The sequence below is a fragment of the Mesorhizobium sp. GbtcB19 genome (assembly GCF_019091085.1).
In the GTDB taxonomy this organism is placed as follows: domain Bacteria; phylum Pseudomonadota; class Alphaproteobacteria; order Rhizobiales; family Rhizobiaceae; genus Mesorhizobium.
This window is the reverse complement of sequence record NZ_JAGXJY010000010.1, coordinates 88,010-106,267: the sequence shown is the minus strand read 5'-3', so window position 1 is coordinate 106,267 and position 18,258 is coordinate 88,010. Positions and strand designations below refer to the sequence as shown.

At 63.8% G+C, this 18,258-nt stretch carries 22 protein-coding genes; 12 read left to right on the top strand and 10 right to left on the bottom strand.

Features of this window, described 5'->3' with window-relative positions:
* Nucleotides 1-26: 26 nt before the first annotated feature.
* Nucleotides 27-1,337, bottom strand: a complete 1,311-nt coding sequence (locus KVT37_RS18465; protein WP_217575639.1) for a hemolysin family protein — start codon at nucleotides 1,335-1,337, stop codon at nucleotides 27-29.
* Nucleotides 1,338-1,427: 90 nt separating this feature from the next.
* Here KVT37_RS18465 and KVT37_RS18460 point away from each other — a divergent pair, with 90 nt between their 5' ends.
* On the top strand, nucleotides 1,428-1,769 hold the full coding sequence (locus tag KVT37_RS18460) for a hypothetical protein (protein ID WP_217575637.1): 342 nt from the start codon (nucleotides 1,428-1,430) through the stop codon (nucleotides 1,767-1,769).
* A 32-nt stretch (nucleotides 1,770-1,801) separates the two neighbouring features.
* Here the strand turns inward: KVT37_RS18460 and KVT37_RS18455 are convergent, their stop codons facing one another.
* Entirely contained in the window at nucleotides 1,802-2,509 is a 708-nt protein-coding gene (locus KVT37_RS18455) for an LssY C-terminal domain-containing protein (protein WP_217575635.1), read from the bottom strand.
* 139 nt (nucleotides 2,510-2,648) lie between these two features.
* Between KVT37_RS18455 and KVT37_RS18450 the strand changes: the two genes are divergently transcribed.
* On the top strand, nucleotides 2,649-3,338 hold the full coding sequence (locus tag KVT37_RS18450) for a gamma-glutamylcyclotransferase (RefSeq protein WP_217575633.1): 690 nt from the start codon (nucleotides 2,649-2,651) through the stop codon (nucleotides 3,336-3,338).
* A gap of 1 nt (nucleotide 3,339) precedes the next feature.
* On the opposite strand, the gene KVT37_RS18445 is transcribed toward KVT37_RS18450, so the two are convergent.
* The 3 genes from KVT37_RS18445 to KVT37_RS18435 form a co-directional block, all read right to left on the bottom strand.
* Nucleotides 3,340-4,170 carry an extensin family protein gene (locus tag KVT37_RS18445; protein WP_217575631.1) on the bottom strand — a complete coding sequence of 277 codons (831 nt, stop codon included), beginning with the start codon at nucleotides 4,168-4,170 and terminating at the stop codon, nucleotides 3,340-3,342.
* A gap of 138 nt (nucleotides 4,171-4,308) precedes the next feature.
* Nucleotides 4,309-5,316 (bottom strand): extensin family protein, encoded by a 1,008-nt coding sequence (locus tag KVT37_RS18440; RefSeq protein WP_254634123.1) that lies wholly within the window; start codon nucleotides 5,314-5,316, stop codon nucleotides 4,309-4,311.
* Nucleotides 5,317-5,430: 114 nt separating this feature from the next.
* Nucleotides 5,431-5,856 (bottom strand): DUF3775 domain-containing protein, encoded by a 426-nt coding sequence (locus KVT37_RS18435; RefSeq protein WP_217575629.1) that lies wholly within the window; start codon nucleotides 5,854-5,856, stop codon nucleotides 5,431-5,433.
* 177 nt (nucleotides 5,857-6,033) lie between these two features.
* On the opposite strand from KVT37_RS18435, the gene KVT37_RS18430 reads away from it, so the two are divergent.
* Nucleotides 6,034-6,582: a tetratricopeptide repeat protein gene (locus KVT37_RS18430; RefSeq protein ID WP_217575627.1), complete on the top strand. Its 549-nt coding sequence runs from the start codon at nucleotides 6,034-6,036 to the stop codon at nucleotides 6,580-6,582.
* A gap of 262 nt (nucleotides 6,583-6,844) precedes the next feature.
* Entirely contained in the window at nucleotides 6,845-7,318 is a 474-nt protein-coding gene (gene greA / locus KVT37_RS18425) for a transcription elongation factor GreA (protein WP_027168132.1), read from the top strand.
* 157 nt (nucleotides 7,319-7,475) lie between these two features.
* On the opposite strand, the gene waaC is transcribed toward greA, so the two are convergent.
* Genes waaC through rfaD form a run of 3 tightly spaced genes read right to left on the bottom strand, consistent with a single transcriptional unit; the run spans nucleotide 7,476 to nucleotide 10,404 of the window.
* Nucleotides 7,476-8,477, bottom strand: coding sequence for a lipopolysaccharide heptosyltransferase I (gene waaC, locus KVT37_RS18420; RefSeq protein WP_217575625.1), 1,002 nt, complete (start codon nucleotides 8,475-8,477; stop codon nucleotides 7,476-7,478).
* Complete coding sequence (gene waaF, locus KVT37_RS18415) at nucleotides 8,474-9,481, bottom strand: lipopolysaccharide heptosyltransferase II (RefSeq protein WP_217575623.1); 1,008 nt, start codon at nucleotides 9,479-9,481, stop codon at nucleotides 8,474-8,476. The genes waaC and waaF overlap by 4 nt, the downstream gene beginning before the upstream one ends.
* Entirely contained in the window at nucleotides 9,454-10,404 is a 951-nt protein-coding gene (rfaD, locus tag KVT37_RS18410) for an ADP-glyceromanno-heptose 6-epimerase (RefSeq protein ID WP_217575621.1), read from the bottom strand. The genes waaF and rfaD overlap by 28 nt, the downstream gene beginning before the upstream one ends.
* A gap of 143 nt (nucleotides 10,405-10,547) precedes the next feature.
* Between rfaD and KVT37_RS18405 the strand changes: the two genes are divergently transcribed.
* From KVT37_RS18405 to KVT37_RS18380, 6 genes are all read left to right on the top strand, one after another.
* Nucleotides 10,548-10,784, top strand: coding sequence for a type II toxin-antitoxin system Phd/YefM family antitoxin (locus KVT37_RS18405; protein WP_217575619.1), 237 nt, complete (start codon nucleotides 10,548-10,550; stop codon nucleotides 10,782-10,784).
* Entirely contained in the window at nucleotides 10,777-11,211 is a 435-nt protein-coding gene (locus KVT37_RS18400) for a hypothetical protein (RefSeq protein ID WP_308642650.1), read from the top strand. The genes KVT37_RS18405 and KVT37_RS18400 overlap by 8 nt, the downstream gene beginning before the upstream one ends.
* An 8-nt stretch (nucleotides 11,212-11,219) precedes the next feature.
* Entirely contained in the window at nucleotides 11,220-11,852 is a 633-nt protein-coding gene (locus KVT37_RS18395; RefSeq protein ID WP_217575616.1) for a LysE family translocator, read from the top strand.
* A 125-nt stretch (nucleotides 11,853-11,977) separates the two neighbouring features.
* Nucleotides 11,978-13,462 carry a D-glycero-beta-D-manno-heptose-7-phosphate kinase gene (gene rfaE1 / locus KVT37_RS18390; RefSeq protein WP_217575614.1) on the top strand — a complete coding sequence of 495 codons (1,485 nt, stop codon included), beginning with the start codon at nucleotides 11,978-11,980 and terminating at the stop codon, nucleotides 13,460-13,462.
* Nucleotides 13,463-13,469: 7 nt separating this feature from the next.
* Nucleotides 13,470-14,042, top strand: coding sequence for an SIS domain-containing protein (locus tag KVT37_RS18385; RefSeq protein ID WP_217575612.1), 573 nt, complete (start codon nucleotides 13,470-13,472; stop codon nucleotides 14,040-14,042).
* Nucleotides 14,035-14,664: an HAD-IIIA family hydrolase gene (locus KVT37_RS18380; protein ID WP_217575610.1), complete on the top strand. Its 630-nt coding sequence runs from the start codon at nucleotides 14,035-14,037 to the stop codon at nucleotides 14,662-14,664. The genes KVT37_RS18385 and KVT37_RS18380 overlap by 8 nt, the downstream gene beginning before the upstream one ends.
* Nucleotides 14,665-14,732: 68 nt before the next feature.
* On the opposite strand, the gene KVT37_RS18375 is transcribed toward KVT37_RS18380, so the two are convergent.
* Entirely contained in the window at nucleotides 14,733-15,209 is a 477-nt protein-coding gene (locus KVT37_RS18375) for an Lrp/AsnC family transcriptional regulator (RefSeq protein ID WP_217575608.1), read from the bottom strand.
* Between the two features lie 237 nt (nucleotides 15,210-15,446).
* On the opposite strand from KVT37_RS18375, the gene trxB reads away from it, so the two are divergent.
* Nucleotides 15,447-16,421 (top strand): thioredoxin-disulfide reductase, encoded by a 975-nt coding sequence (trxB, locus tag KVT37_RS18370; protein WP_217575606.1) that lies wholly within the window; start codon nucleotides 15,447-15,449, stop codon nucleotides 16,419-16,421.
* A 72-nt stretch (nucleotides 16,422-16,493) separates the two neighbouring features.
* Complete coding sequence (locus tag KVT37_RS18365; RefSeq protein ID WP_040989587.1) at nucleotides 16,494-17,390, top strand: LysR family transcriptional regulator; 897 nt, start codon at nucleotides 16,494-16,496, stop codon at nucleotides 17,388-17,390.
* A 12-nt stretch (nucleotides 17,391-17,402) separates the two neighbouring features.
* On the opposite strand, the gene KVT37_RS18360 is transcribed toward KVT37_RS18365, so the two are convergent.
* Entirely contained in the window at nucleotides 17,403-17,900 is a 498-nt protein-coding gene (locus KVT37_RS18360; protein WP_217575830.1) for an isoprenylcysteine carboxylmethyltransferase family protein, read from the bottom strand.
* Nucleotides 17,901-18,258: the final 358 nt, after the last annotated feature.

Sequence of the window (18,258 nt, the reverse complement as noted above, 5' to 3'; positions counted from 1 at the left end):
CGCCCCGACCGAACTTTGCCGGCCGCTCAGCGTGCCACCGGGCGATGGCCATCGGACAGGCGGGTGGCGATCAGCTTGTCGATGCGGCGGCCGTCGAGGTCGACCACCTCGAAGCGCCAGCCTTGCGCGTCGACGCATTCGCCGGTCGCCGGCAGATGGTGGAGATGCGACAGCACATAGCCGGCGACGGTCTCGTAGTCGCGGTTCTCGGGCAGGTCGATGCCAAGCACCTCGGCCATCTCGTCGGCCTGCATGTAGCCGGCGAGCAGCCAGGAGCCGTCCTCGCGCTTGACGGCGTTTTCTTCCTCGCCGGCCTCGAGGTCGGAACGGAACACACCGGTAATGGCTTCGAGGATATCGGCCGGCGTGACGATGCCTTCGAAATGGCCATATTCGTCATGGACCAGAGCCATCGGCACGTCCGATTCCCTGAGCTTCTGCAGGACGTCGAGCGCATCGGCCTGATCATGGACGATTGGGGCGGCGCGCACATGCTGGCGCGGATCCAATACCCTGCCGGCGAGAAGGGCGGCCAGCACGTCGCGCGTCTGGATGACGCCGACCATGGCGTCGACATTGCCGTCGCCGACGGGCAGGCGGGAGTGCTGTGTATCCATCAAAAGTTTTTTGACGGCGGTCTCGTCGGATTGCAGGTTCAGCCAGTCGACCTCGGTGCGCGGCGTCATGACGGCGCGCACGGCGCGGTCGCCGAGGCGCATGACGCCGGCAATCATGCGGCGCTCGTCGGATTCGATCGTGCCGTGATGCTCGGCCTCGGCGACCAGCATCTTGATCTCCTCGTCGGTGACCTTCTCTTCCGCTTCGCCGGCCTGGCCGAGCAGCCACAGAACGGCGCGGCCGGAGAGGTCGAGCAGGAAGACGAGCGGCGCCGAGACGGTGGCAAGGATGGTCATTGCGGGTGCCGCGCGGACGGCGACGCGCTCGGGGTCTTTCAGCGCGATCTGCTTCGGCACCAGCTCACCGACGATCAGCGACGCATAGGTGATGATGGCGACGACGATGCCGACGCCGACCGGGTCGGCGATGGTTTCGCGGATGCCGGTCGAGGCCAGATATTGCGCCAGCCTTTCGCCGAGCGTCGCGCCCGAAAACGCGCCCGAAAGCACGCCGACCAGCGTGATGCCGATCTGCACCGAGGACAGGAACTTGCCGGGGTTCGAGCCCAGCGCCAGCGCCCGGCCGGCGCCCCTGACGTTGCGGTCGATCATCGCCTTCAGCCGGGCCGGCCGCGACGAGACGATGGCAAGCTCGGACATTGCCAGAAGGCCGTTCACCAGGATGAGGACGGCAACGACAGCGATTTCAACATAAAGCATGGGCGGTCAATAGCATTGCTGCAGTGCATTCGAAAATAGCCCGCCGGTATTTTTGGAAGATGACAGGTTTGGTGCTGGAGGGGCCGGCTGATGGAAGACCGTTCTGCAAACGCATCCTCGGCGAGCGGCTCGATTTGCAAACCATGTGGGGCTCGACCGCGCGAAGTGCCCGACAGCGGCTCATTAAAAATCAAGGGGATAGAGTGGAACCAATATCAAATGATATGGTTAGAACTGCTTATCGGGGATTACCCTTTGGCGCTCAACCCAAAACACGGCCTTGTCCAGAAGCTTCTGGAGGAGACCGGTATTACCGAGGCGCAGGCGCTGGAGTTGATCGCGCTTCTGGGCTCGAATTGGTCGTCGCTGGTCCGCGAGGCGAAAGCCATAAGGGACAGCCTGAAGCCGCCGGGAGTGCCGCCGACCGCGTAACGGGAAGCGGCGTCGGCATTGCGGGCCGACCGTCACTGCAACGTCTTCAACACGCCGATCACAGCCATGCCGTCGGTGAAGTAAGGATCGCCACCGCCGTTGCGCCCCGTCCTGGTGGCGCCAATTCCCGGTATCTGGCTGGTCGATGCCAGCAGGCCGGCGGCCTGCAGGTCGCCGATCAGGAAGGTGCGCTCCGCGTCGATGTCGGGACCGATATGGTGGGTGACGGCGCCCGTATCATGGCTGAGGCCAACGCCGCGATCGAAGCTCGCCGCACCCAGCCAGAACGGGCGGCCGTCGTCGCCGACGGTGTCGGTCAGCCAGAAGCGGACGTGGTGGCGCCGGTCGGCGCTGTCGCCGACCGGTTTCTCGAAGGCCAGATCCTGGGCGCGGCCTTCGAACAGCAGGCGGCTCATCGGAGCGTCCGGGTAGGGGCGGGAAAACAACACGCTTTCGCCGATGTCGATCGCGGTCCTCAGCGTCACGGCATCGGCCGTATCCCAGCCGGCGACGGCGAAAGCGTGGACGACTTCCTTCTCGGTACCGACAAGGCCGACATTGATCGGGTCGCCGGGAATGCCCTGCGGCGTATGCGTCACCATCTCGAACGGCTTTGTGCGGAAGCCGCGCTCCCGCCATGTCCAGAATTCCGGTGCGGCGATATAGGCGAGCGCCAGATAGGAGGCGCAAACCGTCGCCAGCCAGATCGCCACACGTCGTCTCAAGCTGCGTTGGCTCATGAATGCCGCCCGACCCCGTCCGGCACCCCGTTGCGTGACAATCATGGGAAATTAATGGCCAGCAATCTGGAGAGCGTTTATCATCGGCTATCGCTTGAGCGGGGAGCGGGGAATGGCGACAAAGACAGGCCACAGGACAATGGCGCTGACCGCCGAGCTTGTCGCGAAGGTCGAGCGCATGGAACCCGATCCCGGTCCCGAGCCCGGAACAAGCGAGCACAGCGACGCCGAGTTTGACGGTCTGGCCGAGCAACTGCTCGCGCAATATCGACCTGAGACGATCTGGGTCTTTGCCTATGGCTCGCTGATCTGGAATCCAGAGTTCACCTATGTGGAGCAGCGTCCGGCGACAGCGCCAGGGTGGCACCGCTCATTCTGCCTGAAGCTGACACGTTGGCGTGGAACGCGCGAATTGCCGGCGCTGATGTTGGCGCTCGACCGGGGAGGCAGTTGCAATGGCATCGCCTACCGGCTGCCGCAGGAGAACCATTTTGGACAGATCGTCCAACTGCTTCGACGCGAAATAGACGCGAACCCGCCGACCAACGTGCCATGCTGGATCAAGCTCCGGACCAAGGACGGACCATTGCGTGCTCTGGCTTTTGTCGCGGCCCCTGACGGCAGGGCCTATGCCGGCCGCCTGGCGTTGGAGCAGGTCGCGCATACGCTGGCGCGTGCCGCCGGGCATTGGGGCTCCTCGGCGCAGTATCTTTTCCGAACAGTCGCCAAGCTGGAGGAGAGCGGGATCCGCGACAGAAACCTTTGGCGCATCCAGGACCTGGTCGCCCGGCAGATCATCGCTTCCACCGAAGCTCAACGGCAGAGCTGATCTACCGGCAGGCGCGGTAGCCGCTCTTGCGGTTCTTGATGTCGAAATGGAAATGGTTGCGGTGGTCGTAATTGTAGCCCGGGCCGAGCACGGTGGTGAAATATTCGCAGCCATCGGCGCGCACATTGTTGAGGAAGCCGCGGGTGCGGAAGGCGAATAGGCCGGGCTTGCGCACGTCGATATCGTCGCCATTGTTGAGCTCGATGCTCATGACGTCGAGCGCGTTGCCCTTGCCGTGCTCGGACAACACGCCTTCGCCGGCGATGTTGCGGCAGGAATAGCTCGAGCCCTGGTGGATCGCCTTGACGCCGGAGAAATAGCGCCAGCGGGCGGCCGGCTGCAGCTCGTTCTTGGTCCAGGCGGCAAAGGTGGCGGCCATGTTGCAGGTCAACGTTGCCGCCGGCTTCATGGCGACGTTGCCGATCGCCGAGACCTTTACCGGGAAATCGATGCCGCACTGGCCCTCATGGATCGGCTGGACGTCCTGATAGACGACGCCCATCCGCTTCAGCTCGTTGCGGCAGTCGATTTCGCTCGCCGGCATCTGCTCGACCGGCGACATCGGCTCGTCCATGCGTGGATAGGCGGCCTGGGTCATGTAGGGATCGGAGGGCACGAGACGCTGCATGCCGGAATATTGCGGCGCGTCGGGCTGCGGCACGGCGGCGGTCTGGCTGCCGACATCGACGGCCGGCTGCAGCGCAAAGACGTCGCCGGTCGTGCAGGCCGATATCGCGGCGATGGCAGCGCTGGCGGCCAGCCCGACAGCCGTGACGCGCGCACGCTTGCTCCGTCGCGCCGCCACCAGCATAGCGCCAAGTCTTCGAGCCATTGAAAGGCGTCCTTGTCCCCGAATGGCACAAGGTTAACCGTCAATTGTAAAGGAAAGATCAGCGCCGGCATTCACGCCTGGGGCGGAAATGCGGCGCTGTTCTTGTCGGTACGCGACCCGAAACTTTCGAGGTCGTCTTTACTGGCAAAAAGTGCCGCCGTGGCGGCGCGGTTCCAGGTCGAGATGGAAATGCAGCGCGTGGTCAGGGTCGGCGCCCGGACCAAGCACCGTCTTGAACGGCCCGCAGGCGGCCTTGCGCACCGCGTCGAGGAATTTTCCGTCCTTCTCCGGCGGCGCTGGGCCGATTTCGATCTTCTTGCCGTCCGACAAGGTGAAGCTGGCTATGTCGAGCGCGTTGCCGAAGGCGTGTTCCGACAGTTTGCGCGTGCCGTGGCGCGGGCGGCAGACGAAGGCCGAGGCCTGGTTGATCGATTTGAGATCTGCCCGGAATTCGGCCTTCGCGGCCGGCTGTACGGTGTCGGCCATGAAGCGCGCCGCTGCCTCGGCCATCTGGCAGTTGAGCTCGGTGCCGGGACTGATGCCAATGGATTTGCCGAGTGTCTTTATGACGACAGGGTAGGGGATCGAGCAGCCGATCTCGGCATCGTGCTCGGCCTTGTGCTCCTCGAATTCGACGCCAAGCGCCTTCAGTCGCTCGCGACATGCGGTTTCGTCCGCCGGCACGCTGTCGGCCGGCATGGCGGCGGAACGCGGATCGGGAAGCATCTTTTCCTCCGCCGGCTGGGTGGGTTTTTCCGGCGGTTGCGGCGCGGTTTCCGGTGGCTCCGGCTCGAGTTCGACGGGCTTCTGTGGCGGTGTGGGCACGACATCCGGCGTCAGTGGCTCGGATTCCGTCTGTTGCTCGGATGCGGTGCGCTTCGAACGCGGCGGACGGGCATCCCATTTCGGGTGCGACTTCTCCTGGTTGAGGAGGTCGTCATCGCTGTTTGCGCGCGATTTGCCTTCCCCGGATTTGTCGGCGCCGTTCTCCATATCCTGGGGCCGCGCCCCCGGAACCGGCGTCGCGCCGGGCGTTTCCGGCGCGGGAGCAGCGCTCTGGCTGGCCGGCGGCAGGTGCCTCTTATGCCGATGATGATGCTTGGCCATGGCTGGCGTGGCCAGCAGGGCCGCGGCTGCCAGAGGCAGCGCCAATTTGCAAATCCGTGAAAAGCTCAGCGTTGCCATCGCCCCGAAACGGCGGTCGCGTTGCGAGGTTGCCTGCTTCACCCGCCTTGCCGATCACAATCGGTTACCGGCGCGTTACGCGCCGATGGCTTCAAGGCCTTCCTCCAGCCAGTCGGCAAGCATCGGCAGGCCGAGCAGGTACTTGGCCGTGCGCTTCCTGGGCCGTTCCCTGGCGGCAGCCACCGCATCCGCCCACTCGGACGCGTCATAGTCGCCGCGCCCGACCCAGGCGAGCGCTATGAGCTCGGCCGCCTCGTCGATGTTGAGATCGTTGATCAGCTCGCGGAATTCTTCCTCGGTGAGGTCTTCCGAGGCTTCCTCGACAAGGCCGTCATGGTGATGGCTGGCATGGGCGTCGCCATCGAATTCGACTTCGTGTTCGGCCCCGTCGTCATAATCCTCGTTGACGGCGGCGCTCAGCGCCTTGGCCTTGAGGATGAACAGGCGCACCGTGTCCGGGTCGATCGAAAGTTCCCATTCCTGTTCGAGGCGCTGCTGCACGGTCCTTCTCCACGTGATGCGCTCGGCCCGATGATAGCGGAATTAAAGCGCGCGTCACGTCTGCAGGTAAATGCTTTCCTCCCGCCGTTCAAAATAGTTTGGCATCCGCCTGCATTTCGGGATGAAACCGCGCCGAGGCGGCGTTAATCTGCCATTGTCACGCTCAAGGAGGCTTAGATGCGCAGACGTTTGCTTGTTCAGGTCATGGCCATTGCGGCGCTGCCGCTGTTTGTGGCGCCGGCCTTTACGGCCGGTGAAGGTGGCGGCAGTGCGGGCAGCAGTGGTGGCCAAACCACCACCCAGTGCAAGAAAGGCGAGGTCTGGGACAAGAAGAAGAACAAATGCGTAAAGCCGCAATATGGCATGCTGGACGACGACAGCATCTACGAGGCCGGCCACGATCTGGCGATGGCAGGGCGGTATGACGAGGCGATCTCGGTGCTGACGCTCGCCGCCAACAAGCAGGATCCGCGCATCCTCAACTATCTCGGCTATTCGCATCGCCATTCGGGCCGCGTCACCGTCGGCCTCGGCTATTACGAGGAAGCGCTGCGCATCGACCCGAACTACACGCTGGTGCGCGAATATCTCGGCGAGGCGCATCTGCAGATCGGCGATCTCGCCGGCGCTCAGGAACAGCTCAAGGAAATCGAAAAGCGGACCGGCACGGGCTCGCGCGAATACGGCATGCTGTCCGAGCAGATCGATCATTTCCTGAGGAGCTGATACGGCTCCGACACCGGTCCAGCCGGCTGCGAGCTATCGCAGCCGGCTTTTTGTTGTCCGCCGCCGGCTGAGGCCTCGCGAAAGCGGTGATCAATTTGCCGAACTTCATTTTTGGACGTGAAAATCGCGCCAAGATCGCTATATTCGGGGAAATTGTGGTGAAACGGCTCCGTTAGCCCGAGGCTGCCGGACCGTTTTCTTTTTGTACCCATTGACAAGGCTGCTCCCGAAAACGGGGGTGGCGGCAGGAAAGGCCAGGCATATGATCAAGGTCCCGATGACAGGCGAGGGGTTCGCGTCATTGAAGGAAGAACTTCGCTGGCGTCAGCAGGAGGAACGTCCTCGTATCATCGAGGCGATCTCCGAGGCGCGCTCGCATGGCGACCTGTCGGAAAATGCCGAATATCACGCGGCGAAAGAGTCGCAGAGCCACAATGAAGGCCGCATCAACGAGCTCGAGGATCTGATCGCGCGCGCCGAGGTCATCGACGTCTCGAAGCTTTCCGGCGACAAGGTTAAGTTCGGCGCGACCGTCGTGCTCGTCGACGAGGACACCGAGGAAAAGAAGACCTACCAGATCGTCGGCGACCAGGAAGCGGATGTGAAGTCCGGCCGCATCTCGATCTCCTCGCCGATCGCGCGGGCGCTGATCGGCAAGGAAGTCGGCGACGCCATCGAGGTCAACGCCCCGGGCGGTGCCAGGGGCTACGAGATCGTCCAGGTGCAGTTTATTTAGCTCCCCCTCGTGGGGAGATAGCGATTTCAACATCTTAGCGAAGCTAAGTGTTAGAAATCGCAAGAGAGGGAAAAAGCGCTGTGCAACGAGGGTCAGGCGCCCTACGAAATCCCCTCTCTTGGATTTTCTACGACTTAGCCTCCGCGAAGTGCTCCGGCTAAGGCCGTGAAAATCCATTCTCCCCCACAAGGGGGGAGATAGCGCGCTGCGCCAGCAGCCGTTCAGCCTCCACTACCACTTCAGCCGGCGTGACCTTGCCGCCGGATCCTGCCAGCAAGGTCGATGCAAACGGTCCGCGCGGGCCGGTGAGGCCCGGTTCCGTCGCCAGGAAGATGGCGACCGTCGGCAGGCCGAAGGCGCTGGCGAGGTGGGTGAGGCCGGTGTCGGCGCCGATGACCAGCGTCGAACGGCCAAGGATCGCTGCGATATCCGCGAGCGGCGATTTCGCAACCAGCACCGTCCTTGGCACGGCACCGGCAATGGCGTCCGCCACTTTCTTTTCCGCCTCATTCGACCAGGTGACGACCGGCGTGAAGTGCCGGTCGGCCAGTTGGCGCGCTGTTTCGATCCAGTCCTCGACCGGCCATTTCTTGTCTTCGCGGCTGGTGCCGTGCAGCAGGAAGGCGGTTCTGCCATCAACTCCGGCCAGGCCGCCGGCCGGCGGCACGATGCCGGATGCGAGCACCGACAGGTCGGGCTGATAGCCGAGCGCCAGGCCGAACAGCCGCCTGGTGCGCTCGATGGCATGCAGGTCGCGCGGCACGGCGTATTTGCGCTGATAAAACAGCGTTGCAGAGGGCTCGCGAGCGCTTGTCCGATCGAAGCCGGCAATCGGCGCGCCGGCCTGGATGGCGACCACGGCCGACTTCAACAAGCCTTGCGCGTCGATGACGAGATCGTAGCGGGAGGCGCGTAGCGCTCGGCGCAGCCCGGCCATCTCGCGCCATGTGCCGCCGTCGAAAAGCGTCTTGCGCCAGCGCCGGACGGCCACCTTGTGGATCACTCCAATCGCCGGATGCAGCGCCACGATCCCGGCAAACGGCTCCTCCACGCACCAGTCGAAACTGATATCGGGGCGATTGCGGATCGCGTCCTCGACGGCGGGGAACGTATGAATGACATCGCCCATCGACGATGTCTTGACGATCAGCACTTTCATGCGGCGGCCGGAACCTTGAGCAGCCGGTCGGCCGCGGCCGAGACGCGCGCGACGTCAAGCGTCTTCAGGCAATTGAGATGCCCGAGCGGGCAGACCTTCTTGTGGCAGGGCGAGCAGGACAGATGCAGCCAGATCAGCTCGGAGTGCTCGCTGAGCGGCGGCGTGTTCTCCGGCGAGGTCGAACCGTAGACGGCGACGATCGGCGTGCCGACGGCGGCCGCGACATGCATCAGCCCGCTGTCGTTCGACACCGCAAGTTTCGCGGCGGCGATCAGGTCGATGGCGTCCTCCAGCCGCGTCTTGCCGGCGAGGTCGATGGCGCCCGGCGCAAGTGCCGCGATCTCGCCAGTCACGTCTGCGTCGTTCTTGGAGCCGAGCAGCACGACGCCCAAACCCTTTGCCATTATGTCCCGGGCAAGCCCGGCATAGTGGTCGCTCGGCCAGCGCTTTGCCGGACCGAATTCGGCGCCAGGCATAAGCGCCACGAATTTCCGGCCTGTCAGCCCGAACCGCGCCAGCAAATCGGCCTGGTTGGTCTTGTCGACGGTAAGCTTCGGCGCGCGAAACGTGCCGCCGCGCGCGAGGCCGAAATAGGCCCGCGCCGTGCGCCGTTTGAGAGCATCGGGCAGCGGCACGATGTCGGTCAGCAGGCCGTAGCGCATTTCGCGCAGATTGCCGACGCGGCGCGGGATGCGGGCAAAGAACGGGATCAGCGCCGATTTCCAGCTTCCCGGCAGCACATAGGCCATGTCGTAGCGGCCGCGCAGCAGGCGGCCGAAGCGGCGGCGGCTGCGGAATTCGAGCGCGCCCGGCATCAGCGGAAAGTCGATCTGGCTGCGTATCTCGGGCATGCGCCTGACCAAGGGCGCCGCCCATGCCGGCGCCAGCACGTCGATCGCGGCATGCGGATGTTTTTCCTTCAGCGCCGCAAACAGGCACTGCGCCATGACCATGTCACCCACCCAGCGTGGGCCGATCACGAGGATCGTTGGGCCTTCAGCCATTCGACATAGTCCCTGACGCCGGTTTCGACTGTGCGGAATTGGCCATTGTAGCCGGCCGCGCGCAAGCGGGACATATCAGCCTGCGTAAAACTCTGGTAGCTGCCCTTGAGATGATCGGGAAAAGGGATGAACTCGATCTCGCCCTTGCCAAGTGTGTCGATCACCGTTTCGGCGATGGCGCGGAACGGCTGGGCGCGGCCGGTGCCGCAGTTGAAGATACCGCTCAAACCACGCTTCCACAGCCACAGATTGACCTCCGCGACGTCGCCGACATGGATGAAGTCGCGGCTTTGCTCGCCGGGGCCAAAATCGCCGTAAGCGCCGAACAGTTTCGGGTTCTCGCCACGCTCGACCTGGTTGAACAGATGGAAAGCGACCGAGGCCATGGCGCCCTTATGCGCCTCGCGCGGCCCGTAGACGTTGAAGTAACGCAGGCCGACGACCTGCGAATGGTCGGTATCGAAGACGTTGCGGCGGACGTAATCGTCGAAGAGTTTCTTCGAATAGGCATAGACGTTGAGCGGGCGCTCGAGGTCGGGCTCCTCGCGGAACTCGCTGCCGCCGCCATAGACCGAAGCCGAGGAGGCATAAACGAAGGGGATACGCAGTTTCAGACAAGCATGCAGGAGCCGCTTCGAATAGGCGTAGTTCACCTCCATCATGAACTTGCCGTTCCACTCGGTGGTGGTCGAGCAGGCGCCCTGATGGAAGACGGCCTCGATGCGGCCGAGCGCGCCATCCTCGAGCCGGGCGAGAAAATCGTCCTTGTCGAGATAGTCGGCGATGCGAAGGTCGGCCAGGTTGGCGATCTTGTGGCCGTCGGTGAGATCGTCGACGACGACGATGTCATCACGCCCCTCGGCGTTGAGCGCGGCGACGATGTTGGAGCCGATCATGCCGGCGCCGCCCGTGACAATGATCATGAAGGCCTCTGTCTGGTAGCGATTCCGGCCCTTATAGGGGAGGCTGGCCGGGCTGTCGATAAAGCAGCCCCAGCCCCGCATCGACGCCTCCATGCTTGTCTATTTCGTCTGTTTTGTCTATTATGTACAAAATGGAGCGACCCATGAAACAATACCCTTCGACCGATTTGAAACAGAATCTCGGAGACGTGCTCGCGGCTGCGAGCCAGCAGCCTGTGTCTATTACTCGTCACAACAAGCCGAGATATGTCCTGATGAGCATCGAGGCCTACGAGGCACGCTTCGCCAACGACAGCCGCCGCGCTTACGCTGCCAAGGACGCTCCGTCAGACCATGTCGAAATGCTCGAGGAGTACGCTGCCGAGTTGGATCGTGATTAAACCGGTTGCCGCAGACGTCTGGCGATATCCGTATCTGTGGTACCGCCAGCATGAAGACGGCGAGACCGAAGGCCGCAAGACGCGACCTGTCGCCTTCGTAGCCGTCCTTCCCGGGAAAGCCGGTGGCACAAACCTCTTCATCCTGGCTATCACTTCGACGCAGCCAGGTCGCGATCGCCTCGCCCTCGGCGTTCCGGAAATCGAACGCCGCCGCGCCGGCCTTGACCCGATCCCCCTTTGGATCATAGTCGACGAGTACAACCACGATATCCTGGAATCCTCAGCCTATTTCGAGCCGGGTGCGCGCATCGGCGCATTTAGTCCGACATTTCACAAGAAGGTCATGTCGCTTTCATCGCGGCTGTGCGCGCAGGCCAATCGAAATCCATCCCGCGCGCGGACTGAACGAGCTGCAATCAGATCATGAGGGCGTAGATGCCATCGACCGAACTGCTCATCGCCTTCTTCGCTACCACGGCGATCTTCGCCTACATTCCCGGTCCCGCCATGCTTTACGCCGCCGCGCAGACCATGGCGCGCGGGCGCTGGTCCGGGCTGACGGCGGCACTTGGCATCCATCTCGGCGGCTATGTGCACGTCTTCGCGGCCGCCGCCGGCCTGTCGGTGCTGTTTCACGCGGTGCCGCCGCTCTACCTGGCGGTCAAGCTCGTCGGCGCGCTTTATCTGGTCTGGCTCGGCGTCTCCATGTTCCGTAAACGCACGGGTGGCGAGACGGAACTGCCTGTCATCGAGCGGAAATCGGCCCGCCGCGCCTTTTTCGAGAGCATCACCGTCGAGGTGCTCAATCCGAAGACGGCGATCTTCTTCATGGCGTTCCTGCCGCAGTTCATCGACGCCTCGGCGGCGTTCCCGGTCTGGCTGCAGTTCGTCATCCTGGGAACCATCGTCAATCTGATGTTCTCGTCGGCCGATATTGTCTGCGTGTTCCTTGCCGGCGCACTGGTCGCGCGGTTGCGGCGCTCGGGCCGGGCGCAGCGCCTGATGCAGCGGGCGGGCGGCGCGGTGCTGGTCGGGCTCGGCGTGCATGTCGCCCTGCAGAAGAGCTGAGGCGGCGCTCGGCGTTGCGCTGGCTCAAATTGCGGTATATCGGCATCGCTTTGAGCGACCCGCGCCACAATTCCGGCGCTGAAACCTAATCAAGTCCGGCCGTCTTCAGGCATATGTCGAGTGAGATGATCAAGCACCATCTGCCTTCCCCAGAACCTTTGCATCGCACCATCGCCCGGTTCGGCGACGTCACCGTGCTGGTGGTGGGCGATTTCATTCTCGACCGCTTCGTCAGCGGCGTGATCGAGCGTATCTCGCCGGAGGCCCCGATCCCCGTGCTGCATGGACGGGGCGAAACGCTGAATATGGGCGGCGCCGGCAATGTCGTCTCCAACATCGTTTCGCTGGGCGCGGCCGCCATACCAGTTTCGGTGATCGGGGCCGACCAGGCGGGCAACAATCTGATGCGCATGCTGGGCGAGATCGGCGTCGACACCGACGGGCTTCTGCAGCGGTCGGACCGCATGACCTCGTCGAAAAGCCGCTTCAGCGCGCTCAACCAGCAGGTGCTGCGTTTCGACGAGGAAGAGATCAAGCCGCTCACATCCGCCGAGCGGGCGAAGCTCATCGATCATTTCCAGGCGGTGCTTGGCCGCGCCGACATCGTCATCCTCTCCGATTACGGCAAGGGCATCCTGCTCGACGGCGTCGCCGGCGAGCTGATTTCGATCTGCCGCGATGCCGGCAAGCCGGTGCTGGTCGATCCGAAGGGCCGCGATTACGCGCGCTATGCCGGCGCCACGGCGGTGACGCCGAACCGCAAGGAACTTGGCGAGGCGGTCGGGCGCAAGGTGTTCGGCGACGACGAGATCGTGGCCGCGGCGCGCGACCTGATCGCCGCGCATGACTTCGAGTTCATCGTCGCCACGCGCAGCGAGAAGGGCATGAGCGTGGTTTCGACGGAGGATGCCCGCCACATCTCGACCCAGGCGCGCGAAGTGTTCGACGTTTCCGGCGCGGGCGACACGGTCATCGCGAGTTTCGCGCTTTCGCTTGCCGCCGGCGCCGACCGGGTGCATGCGGCCGTCATCGCCAACGCGGCCGGCGGCGTCGTGGTCGGAAAACGCGGCACCGCGCGGCTCAATGTCGAGGAATTGTCCGGCGCCCTGTTCCGCTCACACGGGCCCGTGGCCCACACGGATGCCATTCTTGACGCCAATGCCGCGGCCAGGATGGTCGGCGCCTGGAAGGAAGAGGGGCTGACCGTCGGCTTCACCAATGGCTGCTTCGATATCCTGCATGCCGGCCATGTCAGCCTGCTGCATGCGGCGCGCAGCCAGTGCGACAGGCTGGTGCTCGGCCTCAACAGCGACGCCTCGGTGCACCGGCTGAAGGGGCCGGGGCGCCCGGTCAACAACCAGCACGACCGCGCCTGCGTGCTGGCGGCACTTGCCTCGGTCGATGCCGTCGTCGTCTTCGAGGAAGACACGCCGCTGAAGCTGATCGAGGCGCTGCTGCCGGACATTCTGGTCAAGGGCGCGGACTACACGATCGAAACCGTGGTCGGCGCCGATGTGGTGCAGAAGGCCGGCGGGCGCGTGGTGCTGGTCGACCTCGTCGCCGGCAAGAGCACGACGAACACGATCGGCAGGCTGCGTGCCGCAAACTGAGGGTCTCATGTCCGAACTGAATGACTATCTGGTCCGCTCGGCGGCCGCGATCACGGCGACGGTCGAGCGCGACCTGACCGGCGAGATGGAACGTGCCGTGGACAAGACGGTGACCGCCCTGTCGTCCGGCAAGGCGCTGCTGATCTGCGGCAATGGCGGCTCCGCCAGTGACGCCATCCACATCGCCGGCGAGCTGGTCGGCCGCTTCCTCAAGGAACGCAAGGCCTACAACGTCATCGCGCTGCCGGCCAATGCCGCGGTGCTGACCGCCTGGGGCAACGACTACGGCTTCGATACCGTCTTCTCGCGTCAGGTCGAGGCGCATGGCTCGGAGGGCGGGGTGCTGCTTGCCATTTCGACCAGCGGCAATTCGCCGAGCATCCTTGCCGCCGCCGAGCAGGCGCGGGCGATGGGCATGACGGTGATTAGCCTGACCGGCGAGACGGGAGGCAAGCTCAAGCCGCTGACCGACATCCTGCTCAACGTGCCGTCGACCTCGACGCCGATCATCCAGCAGGGGCATCTGTGCCTCTACCATTATCTGTGCGAGGCGGTCGAAGCGCGTCTCAGCAATGGCTGAGAGTGCAGGCTTCCCGCTTGCCGAGCCCGGTCTGTGGGTCGAGCGGATCGGCGACAGGAGCTTTCCAACCGGCCGGCCGGCGCTGTTTCTCGATCGCGACGGCACGATCAACATCGACACGGACTATCCGAGCGATCCGGCGGAGATCGTGCTCAGGCCGCAGATGCTGCCGGTGATCGAGACGGCCAACCAGGCCGGCATTCCGGTCGTCATCGTCACCAACCAGTCGGGCATCGCGCGCGGCTATTTCGGTTGGGACGCCTTCGCCCGGGTCAATGGACGCGTGCTCGGTCTGCTGGGCGAACAGAATGCCTTGGTCGACATGGTGCTTGCCTGCGGCTACCACGAGAAAGGCAGCGGCCCCCTCGGAATAGCCAACCATCCGATGCGCAAGCCCAATCCGGGCATGCTGGTCGAGGCGGGCAGGCAGTTGGGCCTCGATCTTGGGCGTTCATTGATCGTCGGCGACAAGCTGGCTGACATGGAAGCCGGCCAGCGCGCCGGCCTGGCGCGCGGCTGGCTTGTCGATGGCGAGTCCTCCACGATCGGCGGGTTTTCGGTTTCGCCGTTGCGCGATGCGCACGATGTTGACGACCTGCTCACCGCGATACGATCGCTCTGATCGCGGGTTGATTCAAAACCGGGCGGCAAGCCGCTGTTTTTTAAGCATGTTCTTTTGAAGCCGGCACATTAAGCGGGGAAGGCGACCAACCCCTCATCCTTGACCCGGCGGATGGTCAGCGCGGTGCGCACGGTGTCTACATTCGGCGCCGAGGCCAGCTGTTCGATGACGAACGTCTGGAAGGTACCGAGGTCGCTCGCCACGCAATGCAGCAGGAAATCGGATTCGCCGGAGACCATCCAGGCGTCGCGCACAATCGGCCAGCCGCGCGTGCGCTCGGCGAAGGTTTTGAGCTCGGCGTCGGCCTGGTGATGCAGGCCGATCAGGCAGAAGGCGACGACATCCATGCCGAGCGCCGGCGCGTTCAGGAGCGCGCGGTAGCCGCGGATGATGCCGGCTTCTTCCAGCCGCCTGACGCGGCGCAGGCAAGGCGGCGCCGAGATGCCGACACGGCTCGACAATTCGACATTGGTCATGCGCCCGTCACCTTGCAGCTCGCGCAGGATCTTCCAGTCGATGGCGTCGAGGTCGGCTTTGAGCGGCATGGCTGTCTCGGCTCTTGCGCAAGAATCTTTCGCAATTTTGTAATTAAACGACTTTTGTGTCCGCGCCAGCCCCTCTGCGAAGCGATTTTTCAGGCGTAACAAAAGTCGCGATTTTAGCGAATACCCTGTTGATCGCAGCTTTCCGGGGACGACGGCCCGTTCGTCTTGCTGCCATGGTTGGCAACCCTTACATTAATTGCAACAAACCACGGCCGTTGAGCCGCAGGGGACTTTTTCATGACCACCAAACACGCACCCGTTCTCATCATCGGTTCCGGCCCGGCCGGCTATACGGCGGCGGTCTATGCCGCGCGCGCCATGCTGAAGCCGATGCTGGTCGCCGGCCTGCAGCAGGGCGGCCAGCTGATGATCACCACCGACGTTGAAAACTATCCAGGCTTCGCCGATCCGATCCAGGGCCCCTGGCTGATGGAGCAGATGCTGAAGCAGGCCGAGCATGTCGGCACCGACATCATCAACGACATCATCACCGAGGTCGACCTTAACGTGCGGCCGTTCCGCGCCACCGGCGATTCCGGCACCGTCTACACCGCCGATGCGCTGATCATCGCCACCGGCGCGCAGGCGAAGTGGCTGGGCATCCCGTCGGAGCAGACCTTCATGGGCTTCGGCGTCTCGGCCTGCGCCACCTGCGACGGCTTCTTCTATCGCGGCAAGGACGTCGCGGTGATCGGCGGCGGCAATTCCGCCGTCGAGGAAGCGCTCTATCTGTCGAACCTCGCCAAGAGCGTCACCGTCATCCATCGGCGCAGCGATTTCCGCGCCGAGCGCATCCTGCGCGAGCGGCTGTTCAAGAAGGACAATGTCCGCGTCATCTGGGACACGGTCGTCGACGAGATCACCGGACGTCCGGGCAAGGCGCCGCTGCCGCCGTCGGTGGAGGGCCTGACGCTGCGCAATGTCGTGACCGGCCAGGAATCGAAGCTGCCCGTCGACGGCGTCTTCGTCGCAATCGGCCATGCGCCGGCGGTGGAACTCTTCGCCGGCAAGCTGAAGCAGAAGCCGAACGGCTATCTGTGGACCGCGCCGGATTCGACCCGCACCGACGTGCCCGGCGTGTTCGCCGCCGGCGACGTCACCGACGATGTCTACCGCCAGGCAGTGACGGCTGCAGGGCTTGGCTGCATGGCGGCGCTCGAAGCGGAAAAATACCTGGCGGGCATCGAGGTTCACCGCGAAGCGGCGGAATAACAGATCGGCTGAGAAAAGCCGTTTAAAAGCCTGATTTTTCATTCAGACGCCAAAGGCAACGCGAGGGGAATCATGGCGCTGGACTGGGACAAGCTACGCGTATTTCACGCAGCGGCGGAGGCTGGGTCGTTCACCCATGCCGCCGAGACGCTGCATCTGTCGCAATCGGCCATTTCGCGGCAGGTCAGCGCGCTGGAGCATGATGTCGGCGTAGCGCTGTTCCACCGCCATGCGCGCGGCCTGGTGCTGACCGAGCAGGGCGAGATGCTGTTCCGCACGGCGCATGACGTGCTGATGAAGCTCGAGACAATCAAGACGCGGCTGACCGAGACCAAGGACCGGCCGTCGGGCGTGCTGAGGGTGACGACCACGGTGGGCCTGGGCGCCGGCTGGCTGACCGAACGCGTGCAGGAGTTCATCGAGCTCTATCCCGAGATCAGCCTGCAGCTGATCCTCGCCAATGAGGAGCTCGACCTCACGATGCGCCAGGCCGATTGCGCCATCCGGCTGCGCCAGCCGCAGCAACCGGACCTGATCCAGCGCCGGCTGTTCACGGTGCATTTCCATCTCTATGCGGCGCCATCCTATATCGCCAAATTCGGCAAGCCGGCCTCGATCGCAGAGCTCAGGAACCACCGCATCGTCACCTTCGGCGTGCCGGTGCCTTCGCATCTGTCGGAGTTGAACTGGCTGGAGACGGTCGGCGATTTCGAGGGCGCGCAGCGGGTGCCGACGCTGCAGATCAACGACATCCTGTCAATCAAGCGGGCGGTGCAGGGCGGCGCCGGCATCGCCATGCTGCCGGACTATGTGATCAGCAAGGACACCAACCTGGTGCAGCTGCTGCCGGAGACCGAGGTGCCGTCCTTCGACACCTATTTCGCCTATCCCGACGCGATGAAGAACCAGGCGAAGCTGCATGTTTTTCGCGACTTCATCATCGCGAAGGCCCGCAGCTGGTCGTACTAGATAGAGAGCCGTTCACCCGCGCCATGGCGTCAGCCGCGGCAGCCAGCCGGGGACGGCGCGGCGGTAGGCTTCGTATTCCGCGCCGTAGCGGCTGGCGAGTGTCGGCTCTTCGTAGACTTTGACGAAGGAGATCATCGCCGCCGCGGCGATGAGACCGTAGATCAGCACCGCCCAGCTCGAAAATATGAGAACCTGGCCGAGGATGATCGCCAGCACCGCGACATACATGGGGTTGCGCACATGGCGGTAGATGCCGCCGACGACCAGCTTCTCGGTTGGTGCCACGGGAGCGGGCGTGCCGAGGCCCTCCAGCGCAAAGCGGGCGAAGGCATGAAGCAGGATGGTGGCCGCGCCGACCACAAGAATCGAGCCAACGGGCACGAAGCCGGGCACGGCCGACAGCGGATTGCGATAATGGTCGGTCAGCAGCCAGGGCACCAGCCCGGCGACAACGCCCGGTGCTGCGACAAGGAACAGCGCGCTGCCGGCGATTGCTAAAAAAGTCCGCATCATCGGTCTCCTGCCATAAAAATAGACTCGGCTTGCCGAAATCGGCATCATTTTGCCGACTTGCATATTTCCGAGCAAAATCGGCGCGGTTTTGCATTTCAGCAGTCGCTTTAGGCCTGGAAATGCCCCGAAATCGGAGATTTTCCTGGTCCTATGGGAACCGGGAATAGGTTGGACCACAGCCTGCGTCTTTTTGCATGCGTGTGTTGCAAAATAGATGCTTGTTTCTTGGGCATGATGAGCACATATATAGTGTCATCTCCAGGGCGCGTTCTCCTCCCATTAGCGCCCTCGAGTGTTCCCCTCTGGAGGTTAGCCCTAATCGGCACTTCCAATCAAACTCAGCCGGATCTTTATT